The organism is Paenibacillus sp. JNU01 (assembly GCF_059130585.1).
The window spans coordinates 4,347,353-4,370,345 of the sequence record NZ_CP169723.1 but is presented as its reverse complement, the minus strand read 5'-3'; the positions used below and the strand labels follow the sequence as shown (position 1 = coordinate 4,370,345).

Here is a 22,993-nt window from a genome sequence, read left to right as displayed (position 1 = left end):
ATACCCTTACCTTCGCAGAGGGTGTCTATTTGATCTTAAAAAAAAACACCTCGTTAGAGGCGGGTAAGCTATGTTAAATCCGATTTCCTTTAGGCATCGTTTTTAGATTACTATTCGAATTCTCAAGCAATGGTAGCATCCTAGTCGTGCTGACCATCTCAGAAGCACATATCGGACAAGTAGGTACGTTATCAAACGCAAAATTGTCCCGCATCCATCCTTTGCACGTATCACTCGTACATTCCCAGATTGCCGCATCAGCTTGTGGAATCTCTTCCAACGGTTTTTTGCGATTATACATGACTTCTACCCCCTTTGTTATGGAAAAACATCTAACCGACGTTATTTCACAGAAGCGTACACTTAGCGGAAGTTTTACGTACCACCGAACTTCTGCCTCGACAACTATTGGGTCGACTTTTATATAACTAATCAAAAAAAAGAAGCTGCCTTTACCATTATAACATGTTAAAGGCAGCTATGCTTTAATTACAGTTTTACAACTTCTTCTGCTTGAGGACCACGGTTTCCTTGTACAATTTTAAATTGCACGCGTTGACCTTCGTCCAGCGTTTTGAAGCCTTCGCCTGTAATAGCGCTGAAGTGTACGAATACATCTTCTCCGCCTTCAACTTCGATGAAACCGAAGCCTTTATCAGCGTTGAACCATTTTACTGTTCCGTTTTGCATGTGAATTACACCTCCAAATAAAGATTAACATGTTCCTTTGTTCTTTGCAGCAAGCAAATAAAAATTCACACATTGAAAAAGGTACCAGTCATAAACCTATAAGTGATCGCCCTTTACAATATATGAATTAGGTTTTCCACTCTCTACAACTTGTTTTTATTATAACTCCATTTCAGCCAAAAAGCAAATCTTTGTATTTTCTTTTCAAACAGCTTTGGAAATACATGTTATTAACTCGCGTGGCAACAGGGTTTATCACGTTTATGTGACTGGTCACTTGTGTACGGTCTTATGAAAGGATATGCAGATCTAATCCATCTTATACATTTTTTATATAATATTCTGACATGCATATCCAACACATTCAATGATTCATATCATTACAGTTTAACACATTAGGTCCATGCCCACATAAATGCATCCCGATCCCAGGCGATCTGCCCACGATGAAGCTTACGGAAGGCCTTCTTCACTTCCTTGGACAAGGATGCATTGCCGTTCTCGTTCACAAAAACAAACTCTTCGCCAAAATGGGTCTTCACATATTCTATGGCAGCTTCCTGATGAAGTGTTCCTGTGAATTTAATCTCCTGTACCATCCATTCTGCTACGCCTTGTGCTGTCTTCTCCACTATATCACCTACTGTTTGAATCTAATGTACGGATAGGCAGACCTCGTATCACGAACATAACTGTCTTCCCGCCAGACTGAAGTATACCATGATCCCACTGCTGACGGGAAACGTTAGGATACTACTTCCAAGCAATACCTTTAATGAACAACCGTATTGTCCTGCTCACTTGTATTGGAAGGAATCGTCGAATGGGTTCGATTGCTCCATACTAACCAGGCACAATATGCAATCAGTACTGCAAGTATAAACAGATCATAGGGAAGTGTTCCTGTGTCCTCCAGGTCATTCCCGAGGAATTGAATCAGATTATGTATGAAATGAAACAAAATAAGCGGTACGATATTTCCGTTCTTCAGCATTAATAATGCCAGTGCAGCTCCCAGAAGCAGCGCATAGACCAATTGCATGATCGTATCCGTCATATTTTGACCAGACAATGCATTCAGCAAATGTGTAATTGAAAACAAGATGCTGGAGGTGACGACTGCGGCCACTGCACTTTTTCGAAGCAATGTTTTGAAAATAAGCCCCCGATAGATCGTTTCTTCAACAAAGGCCACGAGCAAGGTAAAATAGATAAAAAAGACCACCCGTGACAAGCTCAGCTCTCCAAATCCTTTCAGAGAAATTGTACCCAGTACAAGGAGTAGTGGAATATAATACTTTGCGTGCCCAGCTGGGATACTTCTCAAGGATCGAAATCCGGTCTCTCCCCACTTGCGTCTTAACGTCAGATAGATGATCAGCACAATTGCGATAGGTGTAAAGGAAATGAGCACGGGAGAAGTGTAGTCGAGTTGTTTTATCGTGGCAATGGCCCCTGCAGCAAATACGGCTAACAGGAGAAGTAGCTCAATAATCACGACGGTGAGCACAGGTTTTCGCTCAGAAAAGGAATGTTTTGGCTCGGATTGCGGGTTAACCATACATTTGCCTACCTCATTTCATTTGCTTTTTTTCGTCTTTATATGAACATATATGCCAATGTAGTTGTAACATATCACGAGCACAATGAATATTCCTATCATGGATAAAAATATAAAAGTAACAAAAAAGAGACTTATCCTGACTGCATTTCCCCTAAAATCAGGTATGGCTTATACCTTCATCTGTCCATTATAGTATTACAAGAGTTTAAAGCTGCAGGGGTGCGGCGAATCTTCAACGTCATATATCTATGAAGCATCCATTAACCGATAGTTTCACAATGCATAATGAAATCAGGGGGATACTATGAGAGCATTCTTTCAGCGCTGGGGGCATTTACTGGCTATTCTGTGCATACCGCTCCAAGGCTCAATTTACGTTTTTTTAGGTAGCAACACGGGTAGTGATGTATTCTACAATTATGCTTGGATTGACACACAGATTCCTTTTATCAAAGAATTTATTTATCCATACATTAGTTGGATGCCCATTCTGTATCTCGGATTTCTCTATCTGGGTCTGACAAACAAGTCGCTATTCTGGCGCACATTAATTACCTATAATATTGGGGTGATGGCTGCCAATGTCTGTTTTGCGGTGTTCCCCACTCATGTCCCACGCCCGGTGATCGGCGGAACCGATCTAAGCAGCGTGTTAGTACAGTTTATCTATACCAACGATGCGCCTTTCAATTGTTTCCCAAGTGTTCACGTTCTGACCAGCTACTTGCTGTTTATTATGATTAACAGACACTTGAACTTCAAACCTTTAGCACGCATCTCTTGGTCAGTGTGGCTGTGGTTGATTATTGCTTCAACGGTGTTTGTAAAGCAACATTCCTTGCTGGACATCGCCGGAGGCATTTTGTTTGCGGAGGCCGCGTATTGGACTGTACATGTCTTTGCTCTTCGTCTTGGGCAGGCACGAAAAAAGGGCAAGCAATCACTCACAGCATCTAATTCAAGCAGTCATGTTTAACAGCATCTATATATGTAGCAGGTGGGATGATAATTCTGTTATACAGCAAAAGAGGGCCTGAGCCCTCTTTTTTTGTACTCATTTAATTAAACCTACTTATATAGAAGAACTTATTAGGGTTGGGCTACACGTTTCATATTATAGGCGGGCGTTCATGGAGCAGATCGGATGGTGGACTTCCCGTTATACGCTTAAATATGCGGTAAAAATAAGACAGGTCCCGGTAGCCTAGAAATTCGGCAATTTCCTGGATGGAGAGTTGTGACTCCGTGAGCAGGTATATGGCTCGTTTCATCCGTTGATCATGGACATACTGACTGATGGTCTGATTCGTCATGCTTTTGAATAATGCAGCAGCATAATTGGGAGTCTTGTTGATCTCGTCCCCGAGTTCTTCCTTTGTCACTTTCTCCCGATAATGCCGCTCAATATACCGCTTCATCCGTTCAACATGATTATGTCTCTCCGGCGGAATGACTCCCCGATCTAACTCCCTGTTAATATAAATCAACACTTCCATCAATAAGGCTTGGCTCATCATGACATAATAAGACGGACGCTCCTGCCATTGTTGATGAATAGCGCTCATGCGTTGATGGATCAGTTCGTAACATCCAGGTTTATGGCGCAAAGCCTCATACCGTTCGAGCGCAGGTAGAGTTTCTGTATGATTTCGTTGCAATTGAATTACAATCTGTGTGTGCGTTACTGTTGGAATACTCTTGCCGTAATATGGGACACCACCTGGAATGAGGAGTAATTCCCCCTTTTCCATGATCTGTTTATCACCGTTCACCCAATATACACATTTTCCATAAGTAACCAAGCTAAGCCGCCAGGTTTGTTGAGATTGCACAGCTTCTTCGTACCAACCAACACCGTTAATATGTCGTACTTCAAGTGGAGTGAACATAACACACCTCATTATCGGACTATACTCTAATCATTGTACTATAGTTCATACCCTGATTCGACAGAAAACGCTACAATACACATATAAGCTTAAATATGAGGAGGAAATTAGCATGTTAAAAACAAAAATTATTTGTACCATGGGACCTGCTTGTGACTCAATCGAATTGTTGAAAGTAATGATTCAGGAAGGTATGACTGTTGCTCGTCTGAACATGGCTCATGGCGAACTGGAAGATCACGTTACACGGATTAACAATATCCGCAAAGCAGCTTCCGAACTGAACACCTATGTACCGATCATGATGGACATCAAAGGGCCTGAAGTTCGTATTGGCAAACTGAAAGAAGCATCTTGCCATCTGCAAGCAGGTAAAGAGCTGATCCTGACTACCGAAGAAATTCTCGGTGACGCTGAGCGTATCTCGGTAAACTATCCAGAACTGAACCTCGTTGTGAAACCTGGCGATCGTATCCTCATCGATGATGGTCTCGTAGATCTGACTGTACTGTCTGTGGAAGGATCCGATATCCATTGTAAAATCATCAGTGGCGGCATTCTCAAACCACGTAAAGGGGTTAACTTGCCAGGAATCAAAACGACATTGCCAGGTGTAACCGAGCGTGACGTTATGCACATCGGATTTGGGATTGAAAACGATATTGAAATTATCGCAGCATCCTTTGTTCGTAAAGGCGACGACATCCGTGAAATCCGCAGCATTTTGAAAGAACGCGGTGTAGAGCACGTACAGATCATCTCCAAAATCGAAAACCAGGAAGGTATGACGAACCTGGACGATATTATTGAAGCATCTGACGGTATCATGGTTGCTCGTGGAGACCTCGGGGTTGAAGTACCGATCGAAGATGTGCCAATGATGCAAAAAGAAATGATCGACAAATGTAACCGTGCGGGTAAACCAGTTATCGTAGCTACTCACATGCTGGAGTCCATGCAAGTGAACCCACGCCCTACTCGTTCCGAGGTAAGTGACGTAGCTAACGCTGTACTTCAAGGTGCTGACGTTGTGATGTTGTCCGGTGAATCGGCTGCTGGTAAATATCCGGTACAATCCGTGCGCACGATGGCTGCAGTTGCACGCCGTGCTGAAACAATGATCGATTACAAAGAGCAATTCGCACAAAAATCGGCTCAACAAATCGCTGATATTACTGAAGTTATCAGTCAGGGCGCAGTAAGTTCTTCCCTCGTACTGAATGCAAAAGCAATCATCACTTCGACTGAGAGTGGATTTACAGCACGTATGATCTCCAAATATCGTCCAAAAGCGCCAATCATCGCAGTTACACAACATGAAGAAGTACTGGCGAAAATCTGCCTGCTCTCCGGTGTCATTCCGGTTATGGGCGACAAAGTAACCACTACGGATGAAATGTTCGAGTCCGCTACACGTAACGCAATCAAAACAGGTTACATCGAAAAAGGCGACATCATTGTATTGTCCGCTGGTGTTCCAATCGGTCAATCCGGTAATACAAACCTGATCAAAGTTCAACAAGTCTAATTCACTAACTGAAACAGAAGCTATACATCTTAGCTATATATAGATATGCAAAAAATCCACCGAGGGCAGAAATGCATCCCGGTGGATTTTTTTTGTTGATGATGTGTGCCAATAATCGTGATGTTACAACAAACGGCTTCGAAATTATAGATTCCGCGAGTAATCAACCAGATCCTGTGACATGGTGTTGATCTCATCCATTGAAGCATTCACCTGCTGTGTCAGGGCAGCCTGATTTTGCGTTAACGTAGACATATTACCGATATGCTCAAGAATCTGATCAATCAGTGTTTTCATCTTCTGCATGCTGTCTTCGATATTGACTGTGGCCTCAGAACTGTGATCAGCCAGTTTCCGGACTTCCCCCGCAACGACGCCAAATCCCAGTCCCAGCTCTCCCGCACGTGCAGCTTCAATCGCTGCATTCAATCCCAGGAGATTGGTCTGACTGGCAATCTCTCGTATAAACACCGTGATATTCTTCGTATCATCTGCACTGCTTTTCACTTGAATGGCTGCATCGGCAGATAACTCCTGTGCAGTAACCAGATCCTGTGCCTGATCGGTGATTGAGTTGATTCCACGTACCATCTCGCCAATGGACTCGGATAATTGTTTGGTTTTCAGATTCATGGCTTCCACGATCTGTTCCTTATTCTTCTCATGGGTTACATCTCGAATGGTTCCGGCTACACGGAGCGGTACTCCATCCTGATCCCTAATGGTCTCCCCACCTGCGTGATACCATCGGTACTCCCCGTCCTTGCGCTGCAAACGATAATCCAGATCGTATGGTGTACGACCACTGTAATCGTTCATATGTCTGGCGAATTCGTTGATCGTCCGATCATGGTCTTCCGGATGAAGTCTGCTGCTCCAGCTGCTGAACACATTCGGGAAATCCTGCTCGTCTTTAAACCCTAATTCTCTACGGAACTGGGGTGACCACCAAAATTCATTATTCGGATTCACCACATCTCCAGCCACAACGGTCATATCCCACGGTGCCTCCACCAAGGCGCGGTTAACAAGATCATATCGGGTGACGAGTGCTTCCAGCTCATCAGACTTGCTCTTCTCCTCATGAATGTCAAACATAATGCCCAGAAGTTTGACTGGAACCCCAGCCTGATTTCGGATGACTTGTCCAAGGCACCGGAACCAGCGAATTTCTCCACTTTTTGTAATCATACGGCTGATGACATTATAGGCAGTTTTTGCTCTTGTGTCATTTACATGCTCCATAATCTCCTGCACCAGTTGGGTTCTGTCATCCGGATATATCGATTTGGCCCAGCTTGCAAATGCATCAGGGAAATCCTTGGAATTATTGAATCCTAACATTTGGCGGAATTCATTCGAAAATGCCACGACATTATTGTTATCCAGCGGATCACCTGCAACAATGTCAGATTCCCATAATCCTACATTCATTGCCTGATTCAGCATTCTAAGACGCATTTCCACGGCTTCGTTTTGTGCTTTCATCATATGTACTGCTTTTTTGATGTTACTAGCTATTTCATCATTTTCTGGAAATTCAATGCCATCTTCAATCCATGCGTCATAATCGCCCTTTTCTGCATTTGCTACGAGTTTACGACTATACTCCAGTAACTTTTGATGTGCATCTATACGAATTGGTTTGGTAGATTCAGTACGTTTACGAAACATGTTCATTTCTCCTCTTAGGTCATATGATATATATTTCGACATTATCAGACATTAAATGTAGAGCAATAGTCTTAAATTTGTATAAAAAAACAAGAACCATTGCTTAATCAGCACCGGTTCTTATATTAGATTGCTTTTATTTTTTTATAATAATTAATCTCAAATGATGTCTCATACCAGCTACCAGCCAAAATTCAATGTTTTCCCCGTTTCCACCCATGTTTTGATGCTGCTTAGAATCATCCACCAGCTGCTCTGTGCATTCGCAAAGGAAGGATGGTTATCTGTAAATTGATCATTAATCAGTGTCAGCTTCGTACACTCCCCCACAGTCTCCAACTGGAAGACCACCCTGGATTGAAGCTCGGCATGATTGGCATGGTACGACGGTCCAGGATGCTCTTGATAACTAAGTCTGGACAGTGGTTCAAATTCCAAGATATCTCCGTACACATGTACAGTCTCCGCACCATCATTACCCGGCCCTACATAAGCAAATGGCTGACCTGGTTGGAAATTAGTGCGAAGTTCACTACCGAAAAAGCTGTTCCGTGTGCCGTCTGGTGATATTAGAGCATTCCACACATCTTCAAGTCCTGCATTGATATAGAATTCATATTTCAGTTCCATGGACTCACTCCCTTTAAGTATTGGACACGCGATCTACCCACCTCGCACTCCTATCCTACCGTTATACCCCAAAGGCCGTATTGTAAAAACGCGACAACAGGTCATATCGATAAAGATATTTATCACTCATGGAATTTTTATATCATTACTAAAACGGGTTTCGCCCATATATAGTCCTTTTCCAGAAGATCAGATATACTAAACTGGAATGAAATAACAGGCAATCCCGAGATTGTGATGTCCTGTCAGAAGAATGCCTATCTTCGCCAAGTCGTCGATCAAGCCGGGTTGGTTACAGCTGACGGTGCTGGCATTGTGATGGTATCCCGTTTGCGGGGCGGACAATTGACTGAACGGGTAACCGGTTGTGATCTGCTGTTTCGTTTATTGGAGGAAGGTGATCAAAAACGCTGGTCATTCTATATGCTAGGAGCAGAGGAAAGCGTAAGTGAACAGGCCGTGAAAGTCATTGCTCAGCGTTATCCGGGAGTTGTCGTAAAAGGCAGACACCATGGTTTTTTCCAGGCAGATGAGGAACAACAGATTGTGGAAGAGATTCGTACTGCTCAACCAGACTTTCTTATCGTTGCTCTTGGCGCCCCCCATGCAGAAAACTGGATTAACAAGTATCGCCATCAATTGAACGCTCGTGTAGCCATAGGTGTTGGAGGTAGTCTCGATATCCTCGCTGGCAAAACCAAACGTGCCCCTGCGATATGGCAGAAGCTTAACCTGGAATGGCTCTATCGCCTCCTCAGTCAACCTTCAAGATGGCGCAGGCAACTCATTTTACCCCGTTTTGCAGTGCGGGCATTGTTGTTCCGAGAACCTAAATAATGTGAGATGAGCAGGAGGAATGATTCGGATGAAACAGGTAGAACAAGGAGACAGACCAAGTATGGGCCTGCTGAATCTGAATGAAGGTGATCATAAGTATCAACTGACACGCCATGCTCCTTCCGAAGCACTTCGCCCTTTTGTTAAACATTACTGGATCGTATCCTGGGATCTGACGGGACTTGAACCGCATCCCCAACATGTCGTGCCTAACCCCTGTGTCAATCTGGTTGTGGAACGGAACCATACGTTTTTCTTCGGTCCATCCGGACGTAAATTCTCCTATCTTGTGAGTGGGAAAGGTCGTGTATTTGGCGTGAAATTCAAGCCAGGAGGCTTTTATCCCTTCCTCCGGGTTCCTGTCTCATCCTTGTACGGACAGCCGATGAATGTATCCAATATTCTTGACGTCACAGCGGAATCCTTGGAAGACCGGCTTCTTGGGGCGGGGGATGATGCGGATAAAACCAGTTACATTGACCAGCTATTATGTACACACCTTCCTGCTGAAGATGCTCAAGCAAGAATGGTTAACGATATTGTGCAACAGATTGAACAGAACCGGGAGATGCTGAGAGTAAATGATCTCTCTTCCTATTGGAATATGCATACCCGAAAGCTTCAACGCCTGTTCAATCAGTATGTGGGCATCGGACCCAAAACCGTAATTAAGTTGTATCGTCTGCAAAATGCTGCGGAATTGATGGACCGCGGTCTTCACTGTGACCTGATTAAGCTATCCCAGGACCTTGGATATCATGACCAATCCCATTTTATCCGAGATTTCAAATCTATTATTGGCAGTACACCAGAGGAGTACTACCACTCTAGACATCCGAATGGTGAGCGCCGGGGCCTGATCAAATAGGACCTGTCCTGAACATCAGGACAGGCGAATGACCTCTATGGTGTCCCCCGTATGGATTACACCTTCCCGCTCAACCGAGCACACAATCCCACGTTTTTTGCGAGCCGCAGGCACGAATTTTTTACGCAAACCGTCCTGTTTGTAGAATTGTTCAATCATTTTCCCCGGATGTACACAGGGGAGGTTCTCCCCTTCACATATTAACCCTGTCCCGTTCGGAAATAAAAGCCGCGTTCCAGCAGGCAGTTCCGTCAATCGATCAATGCCACGGACCAGTATGTTGGCACCCAGCCACTCTGGACGCACTTCAGGAATATTCATTTTCTCTGCAATAAGAGCACATTCTTCTTCGGACACAATACTGATCTGGCGGCGATTCGCAATGGGTGTACCGCGCTTGTAGATTTTCTGACGTGAGTCCGCTGGACGAAGCAGACCATAATGACGGTCACCCGGAATTCCCGCAAGCTCAATATCGATAAAGGGGACAACTCGGGTCAAAAATGTGGATGGATCATCAGCCAGCAAGACAAATTGAACCGTTCCCATAGTAATCTCCTCCCTTTCCTCAGCAATATCACTTTCTTTATTGTTCATTATTACCCAGTGAATGGATTGCCGACAATCGGCGTATGCTTACCTTTGTACAAATCTTTATTTTTAACATTATAACTCAATTGGAAAATGATACGCATTTTAAATAATACACAATTAAATTGTTATAAATTAATTTTACTCTTTCCGTTCTCGTTGCAAACATTTATACTAGGATGGACAAGTAAATAAATTACATATAGAAAGCAAGGTGTTTCCATTGATTAGCATCATTTTTGTAGCTCTTGTAGCTGTCGAACACTTCTATATCATGGTGATGGAGATGTTCATGTGGACTCGACCACGCACAATGAAAACCTTCAATCTCACGCCGGAATTCGCCAAATCCACCAAATCGCTCGCGGCCAATCAAGGCCTTTACAATGGATTTCTTGCGGCAGGTCTGATCTGGGGACTCGTATATCCGGATGCTGCCGTTGGACAGCATATTCAGATTTTCTTCCTGGCGTGTGTGATTATCGCGGCTCTGTATGGAGGAGCAACGTCTTCACGGTCGATCATCATCAAACAAGGATTGCCTGCGATCATTGCATTGTTGCTGGTCCTGTTCCTGTAATTTCCTGTCGATAGGTGCATTGCTGCGATTCATCTTAACTCCGTTATGGTAAGGTAGTGAATAGATAGCAGTGTACAATGACCAGAATCAATCTGGGATCGGAAGGAGAACATGTCATGGGATTGTTTGATAAGCTTCGGCGACGCAAAAAGGAAAAGGTGCCTGCAAGTGATGCTGTCGAATCCACGAATTACAGTGAGACCATCGTGGGTTTTGTCCTACTGGAGCGTGACGATTGTGATTTTGACCTCTTCATCAGAAATATGAAGAACGAATGGAATATTGAGATTGAGGAACGACCGGAGGAGGGCAATCTTTTTTTCGAAGTGAATGGAATGCAGGTGGTATGCGCTCATATTGCCGTGCCTGTACCAGATCGTGAAGTTGAGGAGAATGCCAGGCTAAACATCCTTTGGCGAGAAGCGGAGCAAGTTACCTCACGGCATCAGTCTCAGATTATTGTTTCGGTTCTGAACGCAACCAATGCAATTGAAGGACATGTTCTGTTCACTCAAACAGCGAGTGCCTTGTTACAGTTGGATCACGCGCTGGCAATATACATGGCCCCCCTTGTCGTGGAAGCCAGTCAGTATGTCGAAACCAGCCGTGGGATCAAACATGATGAGTTGCCCGTCTCGCTCTGGATTTTCATCGGATTATTTCAAAATGCCGAAGGCGCTTCAGCTTATACTTACGGACTACGTAACTTTGGAAAAGAAGAGATGGAGATTATACAATCGTCTGAAGCCTTAAGCGATGTATTTGAGATGATGTTCATGACCACAACGTATGTGGTTGAAAACGACGTCACACTGCATGATGGGGAGACACTCGGTTTCTCGGCAGAACAAAAGCTAAGCATTTCCCTATCCAAAGGTGTAGCAACGGAAGGTAACAGTTTGAAGATTGGCTTCTAACTGACGCAGGATTTTCACTTTATCATGTTACAATTATTGAAGCCATCCGGAGTTCATCCTCTGGATGGCTTTTAGCTATTCAATCTCCTGCCAATGACGATATGAGAACAATCCCTGAATTTAACTTCGCTAGGAAAAAGTAGTCCATAAGAACCACTATATTATGATTTCAGTTTTCATTCTCGTTATAAAAGGGTATAATTAATAGGCTTATAGTCTCATATATTACATATTATTTTATAATCGAGGAGTTGCCTACATGTCTGTTAGACGTTTGGATTCAACTAAACCTATTATTGAAATTATCTGGGAAGGTATTGTTACTCCTGAACATGTCGAACAAGCGAATAAAGAAATTCAGAGAATAGCGGCGCAATTGGGAAATTCGTTTGATGTGCTCGTGGACATGAGAACGATGAAGGCATTTCCTCAGGATACCAAAGAAAAAATTGTGGAGCATCAGAAATTACTGCTAGATTGGGGTATGAAGCGGGCTAGTGTAGCTGTAGGCGGTGCGATCGCCAAAATGCAATTGAATCGAATTTCCAAGGAATCAGCGCATCAGACGGAATTCCAATGGGAAACGTATGACGAGGCTTTGGCATTTTTGTTGAAATAAATTGAGGTATTACAACGTGAGTTCAAAGAAATATGTAATATGTATGTGCTTCACGTAAAAAAAGGGCGTTTCCCATGAGGAAGCGCCTTTATTATGCAGGAATACTTTGCTTACCCTTGTTTTCTTACTTTATAGAACGATCGCTTATCCTTTAAGATTTCGAAGTACTCACTCGTACCATCGTTACCGATGTACCACAGAGGCCTTTCTCCACAAACCCTGACCGCCTATACAAGCGAATCGCTTGGTTATCGGGATCAACACTGAGGGAGATTGCTTCAATTCCCCTCCGTTCCACCTCATCTAATGCGCTCTGAAGCAGTAAGGTACCTACTCCTTTTCCACGTGCATCTTGTGTTACAGCCATCCCCATCTCTGGCGTAGCTGCATTCACATAACCGTATCCCGCATTCTGATCCGTATAGAATCGTAATGTTATTGAACCTAATCTTCGGTTATGTTGGTCAACTGCAATATATCCGAAGTCTCCTTCCCTTCCCCATTCTTCAACGTATTTGGACAGTTCAGGTGTATGAACACTTTCGATTGGGAGAGGTTCATCATTTTCTCGTGTATGCAGGGATGCGTATAACATCTCCCACAGAAAAGGGATATCTTCTTCCTCAATCGGACGGACATGATAGTTGGTCACGGTCTTGTTTGCTCCTCCTTCAGTTTTTCAAATAGGCGTTCCATCTCATTCAGGCTAAACTCATTAGTAATCTCGTATTCTTCCAGATTATCTCTTGTTTTCGCCTCGCTGTAGATTGAGAGGGAATGTTCATTATAGAAGGTCAGTCCGAATCGATCGGTAAAGCGACCTTCTTTGTTAATGGTAACTCGCCACTCGTAGTAATGCGGATTCCTTTCGGAAACGTGCAATTCCCGAACCTTTTTAAGTTCAACATCCTTTAACAACTTCAGCATATCCCTAATCTCGTTGGGATCTGTGATCGTCACTTCATCCTCATCATTATTCGGATCTGCACTTGAAACTTTTCTAATGGTCAGTCGATCCAAGCGATCCAGCATGCTCATATGATCTGTCACCTCAGCTCGAAACGTCGTATGTTTACTGGGGATGTACATCGCATATTGACCAGAGGTATACATACGCGCCGCAATAGCTGCAACAACAATAATTGCAGCGACACCCATAATTATCTTAATTCTTTTAATCATAACTCTCCCTCCACACACCACAAAACATATATAAAATGGTAATTAATGATACTTTCCAGTATATCATCATACTTCTTCTCTTCCATAGTTATTCTTATTTACTGCTGCTATGCAATCGATAATGTTTTGTTATACTATGTTATTCTCTCAATACCACTAGTAGCTAAAATAATAATTTAAAATGTACGTCAATAAGCCGCGTTCACCCATAGGGCGAGCGCGGCTTATCTGTTATTTTGTTACCGTACATGTTCAGAATGTGAGGTCAAACGATATCCGGATCTCCACACAGGGATATGACGCATATCAACTTGGACTGACGCCTTGTTAGGTTACATCGAAACAACCTAATTTTATCAGCGCAATACGCGGCCTGCCGAGTCTCTGATAACCAGCTCAGGCTTCAGCACAATCTTCTGCGGTTCTTTACGCTCATCCTTTAACTCTTCTATCAACAGGTCTACAGCGCGATGCCCCAGTTCTTCAATTGGTTGGGCTACAGTCGTAAGCGGTGGACTGGTTACCGAGGCTAGAATGGTGTTATCAAACCCGATAATCGACACATCCTCTGGCACACGTAGCCCCAGCTCTTTGGCTGCCTGAAGAGCACCGATGGCCTGAATGTCATTACAACAGAACAAACCTGTTGGGTGATCGTCCTCACGGAGCAGCAGTAGCGCCTCTTTTTTGGCCGAACTCAAGTCAGCTGCGGATTCTCGGATCTGAGTCGGTTCCAACGTATAACCTGCCTTAATCAATGCTTCACGGAATCCGCGTACACGTTCCTGACTGCTGCTGACTTTGGACGGTTCCGACAATACCGCTACACGGGTGTGCCCAAGTTCAAGCAGATGCTCCGCTGCGAGTGCCCCGCCGAGTATGTCGTCAATGGTGACCGTATGTACGGACAGGGATGGCATATGACGGGCAATCAGAGCAACAGGTATCGATTGTTGCAGGAGGGGAGATAAAATTTCGGCATTATCGATCCCGGTTCCGATCATCATGCCATCGACCCTTTTTTGCTGGAGCAGGTTCAGGTAACGCTCTACCCGCTCGTCCTTATTATCCGTACTGCAGATGACCACGCTGTAGCCCAATTGACGGCTACGATCCTCCACCGCTCTGGCGAGTTCTGCAAAATACGGATTTGAGATGTCCGGTACGAGCAGCCCCAATGTATACGTCTGCTTGCCTGTAAGTGCAGCTGCGATTGCGCTGGGTTGATAGTGAAGGCGTTCCATGATCTCCATAATCTCCGCGCGCCGTTTCTCGCTGATCTTGCCTTTGCCATTAATGACCTGCGAGACGGTTGCAATGGATACCCCCGCCTCGCGTGCTATATCGTATATGGTTGCTTTCATTGTTTTTTCCCCATTTTTGCTATATATAAATTGCGTTATACATGAGTCAATTTCATGATACCTTTAGCTGCTTCAATCAAGGCTAAGTTACAGAAATCCATTTTTAGTGAGTTATGAAATTGATTCGCATACATCATTGTTCTCTTCTCATTATGCAGGGGGAAGTCTGCATACGCAACCTGAAGTGAGCACAATCTGCGTAGCATGAACTGTTTTACTTTTTCATCAACCACTCATGGTCAGGGTCGTTATGGAATTTCCAAGTTCGGGTTGGGCCAGCCATAACGTTCAGATAGTAGACCTCATACCCCGGAGGGGCACCTACCGGATGATATCCGTCTGGAACAAGCACCACTTCGCCATTCTTCACTGCCAACGTCTCATCTACAGAGCGATCATCCGTGTATATGCGCTGAATGGCAAACCCCTGCTCAGGCTGTACACGGAAATAATACGTCTCTTCCAGCAAAGATTCATCCGGAAGTGCGTCCCGATCATGCTTATGTGGCGGATAACTAGACCAATGCCCATCTGGTGTGAACACCTCAACAACGAGCAGACTGTCCGCTTCCTTTTGTTCCGGCAAAATGTTATGAATCTGGCGTTCCAGATTGCCATACCCTCTCGCCTCTACCCCTACATCTTCAGGTGCAATAAGACGAGCCGGGTACGTGCCTTTACCGGGTGCAACACATATAGCGATTTCCAGTTCGGTACGTGCTGTGATCTGCACTTGATCGGAAGTTGAGACGTAGACTGAATACGGCGGAATTTTCTCGAAAACACTCATTCTTTTTCCGATATTATCCCATGTATGCTCGCGGGTACTTACATTGGCGAAACCACTGAGAAGCACCACACAGAGTTCCTGATCACCGCTCTCACGGGTTAGCGTCTCCCCTTCTGCCAACTTCGCTACCTGAAATCCAACATATTCCCACCCGGCCGACTCCGGTGTTACGTTGATAAGTGTACCGTCTCCCTCCGGGTTGACCACGGGTTTCACAATACGTTCTGACATCTTGCTATCCACTCCTTTCTGTAGTCATCCACAACAATCTGAACCTTATAAAAAAACAAAACTTGGACTTATTCATGCGCTCTATCCAGAAAAAGTGACTTTAATCATCCACTTATGGCGTTGCCGTTTGCGATTCCAGGGACAACCCAGGGACTTCACTCAGCTTCACAGGTCTTCCCCGCTCCATGGACATTTTTGCTGCCAGCGCAATTCGCTCTGCCTGTACTGCATCGTGGCCATCTACGATAACGGGTGTATCGTGGATGATCGCATCGATAAAGAGAGCTGTCTCCTGCACATACGCTTCATTGTAACGTTCCAGGAAAAAGTGTAACGGTTTGTCGCGCATTAGCCCGGCCGCTGTACTGATCTCAGCCGTATTCGGATGGTCATTCGCCGCTGCGGCGCTGCCCATTGAACCAAATACTTCTACACGCTGGTCATACCCGTATACAGCCTGACGGCTGTTATCAATAACACCAATCGCCCCGTTGGCAAACGTCATCGTTACAATTGCCGTATCCACATCGCCATGTTCTGCAAAGACCGGATTGATCAACACATTGCCCTGAGCGTAGACTTCTTCCACTTCACTTCCTGACAGATAACGGGCCATATCAAAATCGTGGATCATCATGTCCATGAAGATCCCGCCAGACACCCGGATATACTCCGCAGGTGGTGGAGACGGGTCGCGAGACGTAATTTTGATAATATGCGGATCACCAATCGTACCATCCTGCACATGAGCACGTACCCGTCTGAAGTTGTGATCGAAACGGCGGTTAAACCCGATTTGCAGCTTCACGCCCGCCTTCTGAACCGCTGCTACAGCCGCTTGGGTCTGTGCCAGATTCATACTGACTGGCTTCTCGCAAAAGATATGTTTGCCTGCCTTGGCGGCCTGTTCGATCAGCGGCACATGTGTATCTGTTGAAGAACAGATCAGCACCGCGTCTACATTAGGCATCGAGATCAACTGACTGCTATCCGTTGTTACAACAGGGATGCCACGTGTGGAGGCCCATGCCTCCAATTCAGGACCTGCAAACAAGTCACTGATTCCCACAATCTCGGCATGCGGGTTACGCAGGAGATTGTCTGCATGAATTTTGCCGATCCGTCCAGCACCGATGATGCCAATTCTCACTTTGTCCTTGCCCATTCCGTTATCCTCCCTATGTGCGTCCATATGGGCTGAGCGTTCCCCTTAGCCCGAGTTATGCTCTGGTTGTTACCAGCGCGCCGTTACCATCTTCTTGCGAGTGTAGAATTCAACACCATCCGTACCATTGGCATGCAGATCACCATAGAAGGACTTTTTCCAACCGGAAAACGGGAAAAATGCCATTGGTGCAGGTACGCCTAGGTTAATACCCAACATGCCCGCATCAATTGTCTCACGGAATTGACGCATACTTGCCCCGCTGCGGGTGAACAGACACGCACCATTAGCAAAATCGGAGCGGTTTGCCAGCTCAACGGCTTCCTCCAGGGTAGATACTCTTGCCACCGAAAGCACTGGAGCAAAGATCTCATCCTGCCAGATTTTCATATTACTCTCCACTTGGTCGAATACCGTTGGCCCTACAAAATAACCCGAACCATCTGTCGCCTGATCCTTACGTCCATCCCGAATTAATGCCGCACCTTCCTGCTCTCCGGATTCAATGTAACCGAGTGTACGCTCTTTATGTGGTCCACGGATAACAGGACCGAGGAACACGCCCTCATCCATACCATTACCAATGGTAATACGATCTGCTGCTTCCACCAGTTTTTGTACCAGTTCATCAGCCACATCACCCACAGCCACAACAACTGAACATGCCATACAGCGTTCCCCTGCTGAGCCAAAGGCTGCACTCGTAATTTCTTTTACCGTTAGATCCAGATCGGCGTCCGGCATAACGATGGAGTGGTTTTTGGCACCCGCGAGTGCCTGTACCCGTTTGCCATGCTTGGATGCAGTGGTATAGACGTATTCAGCTACAGGTTGTGATCCGACAAAGGAGATCGCTTGAACATCCTTATGTTCCAGCAGACCGTTCACGACATCATGTGCACCGTGTACAATGTTGAGCACGCCATCCGGAAGCCCTGCTTCCTTGAACAGCTCTGCCAGGCGGCCTGCAAGGAGCGGTGTACGCTCGGACGGTTTCAGGACAAAGGTGTTACCGCATGCAATAGCCAGCGGGAACATCCAGCACGGCACCATCATCGGGAAGTTGAACGGGGTAATTCCCCCAATAACTCCGATTGGGTAACGATACATGCCTGACTCCAGTCCTGTCGCGATATCAGGCAGTTGTTTACCCATCATCAGATTCGGGGCACCTGCCGCGAACTCGACACACTCAATGCCACGCAGTACCTCACCATACGCTTCGGCGTAGCTTTTGCCGTTCTCCAGCGTTACCAGGCGGGCGAGCTCTTCCCAGTGTTCGACCAGCAACTGCTGGTATCGGAACAGAATACGTGCACGGCGTGGAACCGGTGTGCCGCTCCAGGACTTGAACGCTTCCCGTGCCGTCTGTACAGCCAGATCTACGTCCGCTTGTTCAGACAGTGGCACATGTGCAATGACCTCTTCTGTAGCCGGATTCACAACCGGCTCGGTACGGGTTGCCGCTGGGGTCACCCAGGCACCCCCAATCCAGTTTTTTACCATTGTGGCTGTTGCAGACGCTTCAGAAATCCCTTTTCCCATAGCCCTGTCTCCCTTCGCTTATGTGTGATCCCTTATGTTCAACTGATATTAGTGATGTTGATCTGTATGAGCGTGTTATTCAAAGTATTGCAATCTGCTTCAGAGCGCGGTAATCTCGCCCCGATTGCAACGTTCGATGTAATCATTCACCTGTTCTACCGTTGGCATCGCATCCGAACAGCTATGGCTCGAAATAACGATACTTGCTGCGCCGCTGCCGTACGCCATACTGCGCTCAATCGTCCAGCCCTGCATCAACCCATACAGGAACCCGGCTGCGTAGGAGTCGCCTGCCCCGAACGTTTTGACTACTTTTGCCGGATAGCTGTCCGCACGGTGGGAAAGCCCTTCACGCGTATAAGCAATGGACCCCTCCTTACCGTGTTTAATGACAACGATCTTCGCTGAGAAATCAAACCATTTCTGTGCAGTCACCTGATCACTATGATCCGGATTATGGTCAAATGTCTCCATCATGTCGAACTCTTCGCGTGTGCCCAGGATGATATCGCATTTCTCGGCTGCAAGGTTATAATAGACCGCTGTCTCTTCGTCCGATGTCCAGGTGTATGGGCGATAGTCCAGATCAAACACAATAACGGTTCCATGTTTTTTCGCATACGTTAGTGCCTGTAATACGGCTTCACGGGATGGGCTCTGCGCGAGGGCCGTGCCTGAGATTAGCAGCACTTTAGAGTCAGCAATTAACTGTTCCTGCACCTCTTGTGCCCGTAATAACAGATCCGCTACATTGTCCCGGTACATTAAAATACTGCAATCGGTTGGGCTCTTGATTTCGGTAAAAGCAAGCCCTGTCACCGCTCCGGTATCATCCGTGACCACGTTTGATGTGTCGATGCCGTTCTTCTCCAGATAGCTATGGATGAATCGACCCATCTGGTCATTCGCGATCTTACCGATAAAAGCTGTCTCCATACCCAGTCTAGACATGCCTATCGTAATATTGGCCGGCGATCCGCCAACATACTTCGTGAACGTCATCGTCTCTTCCATCGGGCGATTGATCTCATTGGCGTTCAAGTCGATGCACAAGCGACCAATCGCGGTGAAATCCTTCTTCCTGGATACCGGAAAGGATACGTAAGTCATTGCATGTGAGCCCCTTTCTGTGGTGGGATATTACTTGTTGCATATGGATATCTAGACTAGTTACTCATTCCATTGGTGAGGACTCGTAAACATCTAGAATAGGTCAGGTTTATTTTCCAATTGGAACGTTATACTCTTGCTAACCTTCTTCCTTTTCACTTCATGAGTATGGTCCTCTCCCCATCGCTACTTCTGTATTAGCTGTGTTGGTATAAGGACTCCATATAGCTCAAGGATCGCTTGGCATACTCATACGGGTTATGAATCGCAGGGTCCTGCTCTCCTTCAAGCATCGCCCAACCATCGTACCCTCGTGTGATCAGTTCTTGCAGAATTGGCTCAAAATCAATGCATCCATCCCCTGGTACGGTGAACACGCCTCTGCGAATACAACCGACAAAGTCAGACTGCTCCGCGCGTGCTTCATCCAGCACATGAGGGCGGATATCTTTCAGATGGATATAGGCAATCCGATCATAATGTTTGCGCAGCAGTTCCAGCGGATTGGCTCCGCCATAGTAGGCATGACCTGTATCATAGAGCAGATATACGAGAGACGGGTCCGTCAACTCCATCAGTCGATCAATCTCATCCGGTTGCTCGACCACTGTGCCTCCATGATGATGGTACGTAAGCTTCAACCCGTGTTCATGGGCGATAGCTCCTGCCTCGTTCAACCCTTCAGCAAGAATATGCCATTCCGATTCGCTGAGTCTAAGCACTTCTTTTTCATGCGGAGTTCGTCTTGGATCAAAATGAAGTGACCCACCTACCTCTGCCGTACTGATCACCTTACTGCCCATAGATTGAAGAAATTCCGCATGTCTGCGATAACTGTCCAGCTCCGACTGACGATATGCCGGGTCGGAGAACAGTACGGATTTCCACTGAGAGATCAGCTTGATATTCCTTTTGCTCAATTCCTCACGCAGTATAGCGGGATCAGTTGGATATTTACGTCCCATCTCTGTACCTGTCAGCCCAAGGCGCTGAATGTCATCCAGAATCTGCGCACACGTTGTCGTATCACCATGCTCTTTCACATCTTCACCGACCCAATTGATCGGATGTATCCCAAGCTGGAATGGCAGCTTGCTCATTGCTCCACGTCTCCTTTGTCGTTCAGCATGTATGGTTCACTTGGAATGCAGTGCTCTTAGTTTCAATGTATAGATAAATACGTCCACCGATTTATACCGTGAGGAGTACAAATAATGCTTTATTTTAGAAAAATGCTCTGAAAAAATGCTCTATTAAATCAGATTAAATAAGTCTTGCTTTGGCTCGGTTGGCTTGCATGGTGTGATGAGCATGAACTACCTTTTCTTCGGCAGATACTTCTGGCACTCCTACATTCCACCAAGACTCGTATCCACTTGCGTTGGTTCCAGGCACGACCGGAATCTCAATCAACGTACTCACCGTTTCGTTCTTCGCATCTCGAAGTGCCTGTTCCAGCTGTTCTGCTGTCTCCGCTCTATAGGATTTGGCTCCCATGCTTCGGGCATGTGCAGCAAAGTCTATTGGCATGTAATCCCCGGTTAGTCGTCCACTCTCGGATTCCCGATAACGGAACTCATTGCCGAAACCGTCACTACCATGTTCTCGCTGCAAATTATGAATACACTGGAATCCATTGTTGTTGAATAATAGAACGGTCATCTTCTTCTGTTCCTGCAAGCTGGTCACAAACTCTGAATGCAACATCAGATAACTGCCATCACCGACCATGGCGTATACTTCACGATCTGGCTCGGCAAGTGCTGCTCCGAACGCTCCACTCACCTCGTACCCCATGCAGGAGAATCCATACTCCATGTGATACGTCTTTGGTTCAGCCGCACGCCACAGACGATGCAGGTCTCCTGGCAGACTGCCTGCCGCACACACAATAACGGAAGATGGATCAATGGTCCGATTAACTATGCCAACTGCCGTGGTCTGTGCCAGCCCTGCTTCATGCTGTGCTCCATACAGCCGATCTACTTCTGCATTCCACTCAGTACGGAGATCAGCGATTTCGGATGCGCCATATGCACTACGGTATTGTCTTTCCTGCAATTCCTTCTGTAAAGCATGCAATCCTTCGCGTGCATCTGCCAGAATGGCTTCTCCGCCTAACTTGGCGGCGTCCATACCGTTCAGGTTGATGTTGATGAATGAAGCTTCCGGATGCTGAAAAGCAGAGCGGGACGCCGTCGTAAAATCGGAGAAACGAGTTCCGACGCCGATCACCACATCCGCTTCTCTCGCCAGCCTGTTAGCTGCCAGAGAGCCGGTAACCCCGATGGCCCCCACATTCAGTGGGTGGTCCCAAGAGACTGCGCTCTTGCCCGCCTGCGTCTCGGCGATCGGAATGCCAAATGCCTCGGCGAACTCCACGAGTTGAACGGACGCCTCAGAGTACAACACACCGCCGCCTGCAACGAGAAGCGGCTTTCTGCCACGGGCAATCTGCTCCGTTGCCCGTTCAATCGCTGCTTGTACGGGGGGGCGACGGTCCAGATAATGCACTTTGCGTGCAAAGAATGATTCCGGGTAATCGTACGCTTCTGCCTGTACGTCCTGCGGCAGTGCGAGTGTTACCGCTCCTGTCTCTGCTGGATCAGTTAGTACACGCATGGCCTGTGTAGCAGCAACCATCAACTGTTCGGGACGAACAATACGATCCCAATACTTGCTTACGGCTTTAAATGGATCAGTGGCTGAGATCGTGTAATCACTGCTCACTTCCAACTGCTGAAGTACCGGGTCCGGTTCCCGCGTAGCAAAGTTATCTCCAGGCAGTAATAAAACCGGAATCCGGTTCACCGTTGCGGTAGCTGCCGCTGTAATCATATTTAAAGCACCAGGTCCAATGGATGTTGTACATGCATAGATCTGTCTACGGTTCTTCTGCTTGGCATAGGCTGCTGCCGTATGCACCATACCTTGTTCGTTCTTGCCTTGCATATACCTCAGGCTTCCCCGACTGCGCTCCAGCGCTTCTCCAATGCCTGTTACGTTGCCATGTCCAAAAATACCGATGATTCCCTTCACAAACTTGGTTTCCACCCCGTCAACCGAGATATATTGCTGATCCAGATATCGAAGCAGTGCCTGAGCCATCGTTAATCTAATTGTATTCATGAATTCATCGCCTTCCTTTCCTTTACGGGTTAAGCGCTTAATCTACGTTAAGTTTAAGCGCCTTACCCCTAAAGGTTAAGCGCTTAATTG

At 46.2% G+C, this 22,993-nt stretch carries 24 protein-coding genes; 7 read left to right on the top strand and 17 right to left on the bottom strand.

Going from position 1 to position 22,993, the window contains the following annotated elements:
- Positions 1-73: 73 nt before the first annotated feature.
- The 4 genes from NLBNIHML_RS19040 to NLBNIHML_RS19025 form a co-directional block, all read right to left on the bottom strand.
- Positions 74-301, bottom strand: coding sequence for a cold-shock protein (locus NLBNIHML_RS19040; RefSeq protein ID WP_017691121.1), 228 nt, complete (start codon positions 299-301; stop codon positions 74-76).
- 188 nt (positions 302-489) lie between these two features.
- Positions 490-690 carry a cold-shock protein gene (locus tag NLBNIHML_RS19035; RefSeq protein ID WP_024633772.1) on the bottom strand — a complete coding sequence of 67 codons (201 nt, stop codon included), beginning with the start codon at positions 688-690 and terminating at the stop codon, positions 490-492.
- 395 nt (positions 691-1,085) lie between these two features.
- The gene (locus NLBNIHML_RS19030) at positions 1,086-1,322 is read right to left on the bottom strand and encodes a DUF6953 family protein (protein ID WP_339258395.1); all 237 of its coding nucleotides are present in this window, start codon (positions 1,320-1,322) and stop codon (positions 1,086-1,088) included.
- Between the two features lie 140 nt (positions 1,323-1,462).
- Positions 1,463-2,251 (bottom strand): CPBP family intramembrane glutamic endopeptidase, encoded by a 789-nt coding sequence (locus NLBNIHML_RS19025; protein ID WP_339258394.1) that lies wholly within the window; start codon positions 2,249-2,251, stop codon positions 1,463-1,465.
- 307 nt (positions 2,252-2,558) lie between these two features.
- Between NLBNIHML_RS19025 and NLBNIHML_RS19020 the strand changes: the two genes are divergently transcribed.
- Positions 2,559-3,230 (top strand): phosphatase PAP2 family protein, encoded by a 672-nt coding sequence (locus tag NLBNIHML_RS19020; RefSeq protein ID WP_339258392.1) that lies wholly within the window; start codon positions 2,559-2,561, stop codon positions 3,228-3,230.
- A 133-nt stretch (positions 3,231-3,363) separates the two neighbouring features.
- On the opposite strand, the gene NLBNIHML_RS19015 is transcribed toward NLBNIHML_RS19020, so the two are convergent.
- On the bottom strand, positions 3,364-4,143 hold the full coding sequence (locus NLBNIHML_RS19015) for a helix-turn-helix transcriptional regulator (protein WP_342571619.1): 780 nt from the start codon (positions 4,141-4,143) through the stop codon (positions 3,364-3,366).
- A gap of 112 nt (positions 4,144-4,255) precedes the next feature.
- Between NLBNIHML_RS19015 and pyk the strand changes: the two genes are divergently transcribed.
- Entirely contained in the window at positions 4,256-5,671 is a 1,416-nt protein-coding gene (pyk, locus tag NLBNIHML_RS19010) for a pyruvate kinase (protein WP_339239141.1), read from the top strand.
- 144 nt (positions 5,672-5,815) lie between these two features.
- Here pyk and NLBNIHML_RS19005 read toward each other — a convergent pair whose 3' ends face one another.
- Together NLBNIHML_RS19005 and NLBNIHML_RS19000 are read right to left on the bottom strand one after the other, a co-directional pair.
- The gene (locus tag NLBNIHML_RS19005) at positions 5,816-7,345 is read right to left on the bottom strand and encodes a methyl-accepting chemotaxis protein (protein ID WP_494352521.1); all 1,530 of its coding nucleotides are present in this window, start codon (positions 7,343-7,345) and stop codon (positions 5,816-5,818) included.
- 180 nt (positions 7,346-7,525) lie between these two features.
- A complete protein-coding gene (locus NLBNIHML_RS19000) occupies positions 7,526-7,975 on the bottom strand; it encodes an SRPBCC family protein (protein ID WP_253429235.1) in 450 nt (149 codons plus the stop codon).
- A gap of 237 nt (positions 7,976-8,212) precedes the next feature.
- Between NLBNIHML_RS19000 and NLBNIHML_RS18995 the strand changes: the two genes are divergently transcribed.
- Positions 8,213-8,812, top strand: coding sequence for a WecB/TagA/CpsF family glycosyltransferase (locus NLBNIHML_RS18995; protein ID WP_494352520.1), 600 nt, complete (start codon positions 8,213-8,215; stop codon positions 8,810-8,812).
- A 28-nt stretch (positions 8,813-8,840) separates the two neighbouring features.
- Positions 8,841-9,680 (top strand): AraC family transcriptional regulator, encoded by an 840-nt coding sequence (locus NLBNIHML_RS18990; protein WP_494352519.1) that lies wholly within the window; start codon positions 8,841-8,843, stop codon positions 9,678-9,680.
- Between the two features lie 15 nt (positions 9,681-9,695).
- Here the strand turns inward: NLBNIHML_RS18990 and NLBNIHML_RS18985 are convergent, their stop codons facing one another.
- A complete protein-coding gene (locus tag NLBNIHML_RS18985) occupies positions 9,696-10,229 on the bottom strand; it encodes an MOSC domain-containing protein (RefSeq protein ID WP_339239136.1) in 534 nt (177 codons plus the stop codon).
- Between the two features lie 316 nt (positions 10,230-10,545).
- On the opposite strand from NLBNIHML_RS18985, the gene NLBNIHML_RS18980 reads away from it, so the two are divergent.
- The 3 genes from NLBNIHML_RS18980 (at position 10,546) to NLBNIHML_RS18970 (ending at position 12,387) form a co-directional block, all read left to right on the top strand.
- Positions 10,546-10,851, top strand: coding sequence for a DUF1304 domain-containing protein (locus NLBNIHML_RS18980; RefSeq protein ID WP_047841175.1), 306 nt, complete (start codon positions 10,546-10,548; stop codon positions 10,849-10,851).
- Positions 10,852-10,967: 116 nt separating this feature from the next.
- Positions 10,968-11,768, top strand: a complete 801-nt coding sequence (locus tag NLBNIHML_RS18975) for a DUF4261 domain-containing protein (protein ID WP_494352518.1) — start codon at positions 10,968-10,970, stop codon at positions 11,766-11,768.
- 259 nt (positions 11,769-12,027) lie between these two features.
- Positions 12,028-12,387 (top strand): hypothetical protein, encoded by a 360-nt coding sequence (locus NLBNIHML_RS18970; protein WP_339239134.1) that lies wholly within the window; start codon positions 12,028-12,030, stop codon positions 12,385-12,387.
- Between the two features lie 151 nt (positions 12,388-12,538).
- Here the strand turns inward: NLBNIHML_RS18970 and NLBNIHML_RS18965 are convergent, their stop codons facing one another.
- From NLBNIHML_RS18965 to iolD, 9 genes are all read right to left on the bottom strand, one after another.
- Positions 12,539-13,039, bottom strand: a complete 501-nt coding sequence (locus tag NLBNIHML_RS18965) for a GNAT family N-acetyltransferase (protein ID WP_339239133.1) — start codon at positions 13,037-13,039, stop codon at positions 12,539-12,541.
- Positions 13,036-13,569 (bottom strand): hypothetical protein, encoded by a 534-nt coding sequence (locus tag NLBNIHML_RS18960; RefSeq protein ID WP_339239132.1) that lies wholly within the window; start codon positions 13,567-13,569, stop codon positions 13,036-13,038. Before NLBNIHML_RS18960 ends, NLBNIHML_RS18965 begins: the two co-directional genes overlap by 4 nt.
- A gap of 356 nt (positions 13,570-13,925) precedes the next feature.
- On the bottom strand, positions 13,926-14,933 hold the full coding sequence (locus NLBNIHML_RS18955; protein ID WP_339239131.1) for a LacI family DNA-binding transcriptional regulator: 1,008 nt from the start codon (positions 14,931-14,933) through the stop codon (positions 13,926-13,928).
- A gap of 214 nt (positions 14,934-15,147) precedes the next feature.
- A complete protein-coding gene (gene iolB, locus NLBNIHML_RS18950; protein WP_074093115.1) occupies positions 15,148-15,954 on the bottom strand; it encodes a 5-deoxy-glucuronate isomerase in 807 nt (268 codons plus the stop codon).
- A 112-nt stretch (positions 15,955-16,066) separates the two neighbouring features.
- Entirely contained in the window at positions 16,067-17,119 is a 1,053-nt protein-coding gene (gene iolG / locus NLBNIHML_RS18945) for an inositol 2-dehydrogenase (protein WP_339258378.1), read from the bottom strand.
- A 69-nt stretch (positions 17,120-17,188) separates the two neighbouring features.
- Positions 17,189-18,664, bottom strand: a complete 1,476-nt coding sequence (locus tag NLBNIHML_RS18940) for a CoA-acylating methylmalonate-semialdehyde dehydrogenase (RefSeq protein WP_339258377.1) — start codon at positions 18,662-18,664, stop codon at positions 17,189-17,191.
- A 99-nt stretch (positions 18,665-18,763) separates the two neighbouring features.
- Complete coding sequence (iolC, locus tag NLBNIHML_RS18935; protein WP_339258375.1) at positions 18,764-19,774, bottom strand: 5-dehydro-2-deoxygluconokinase; 1,011 nt, start codon at positions 19,772-19,774, stop codon at positions 18,764-18,766.
- A gap of 197 nt (positions 19,775-19,971) precedes the next feature.
- A complete protein-coding gene (gene iolE, locus NLBNIHML_RS18930; protein WP_339258374.1) occupies positions 19,972-20,874 on the bottom strand; it encodes a myo-inosose-2 dehydratase in 903 nt (300 codons plus the stop codon).
- A 163-nt stretch (positions 20,875-21,037) separates the two neighbouring features.
- On the bottom strand, positions 21,038-22,903 hold the full coding sequence (gene iolD, locus NLBNIHML_RS18925; protein ID WP_494352517.1) for a 3D-(3,5/4)-trihydroxycyclohexane-1,2-dione acylhydrolase (decyclizing): 1,866 nt from the start codon (positions 22,901-22,903) through the stop codon (positions 21,038-21,040).
- Positions 22,904-22,993 lie beyond the last annotated feature (90 nt).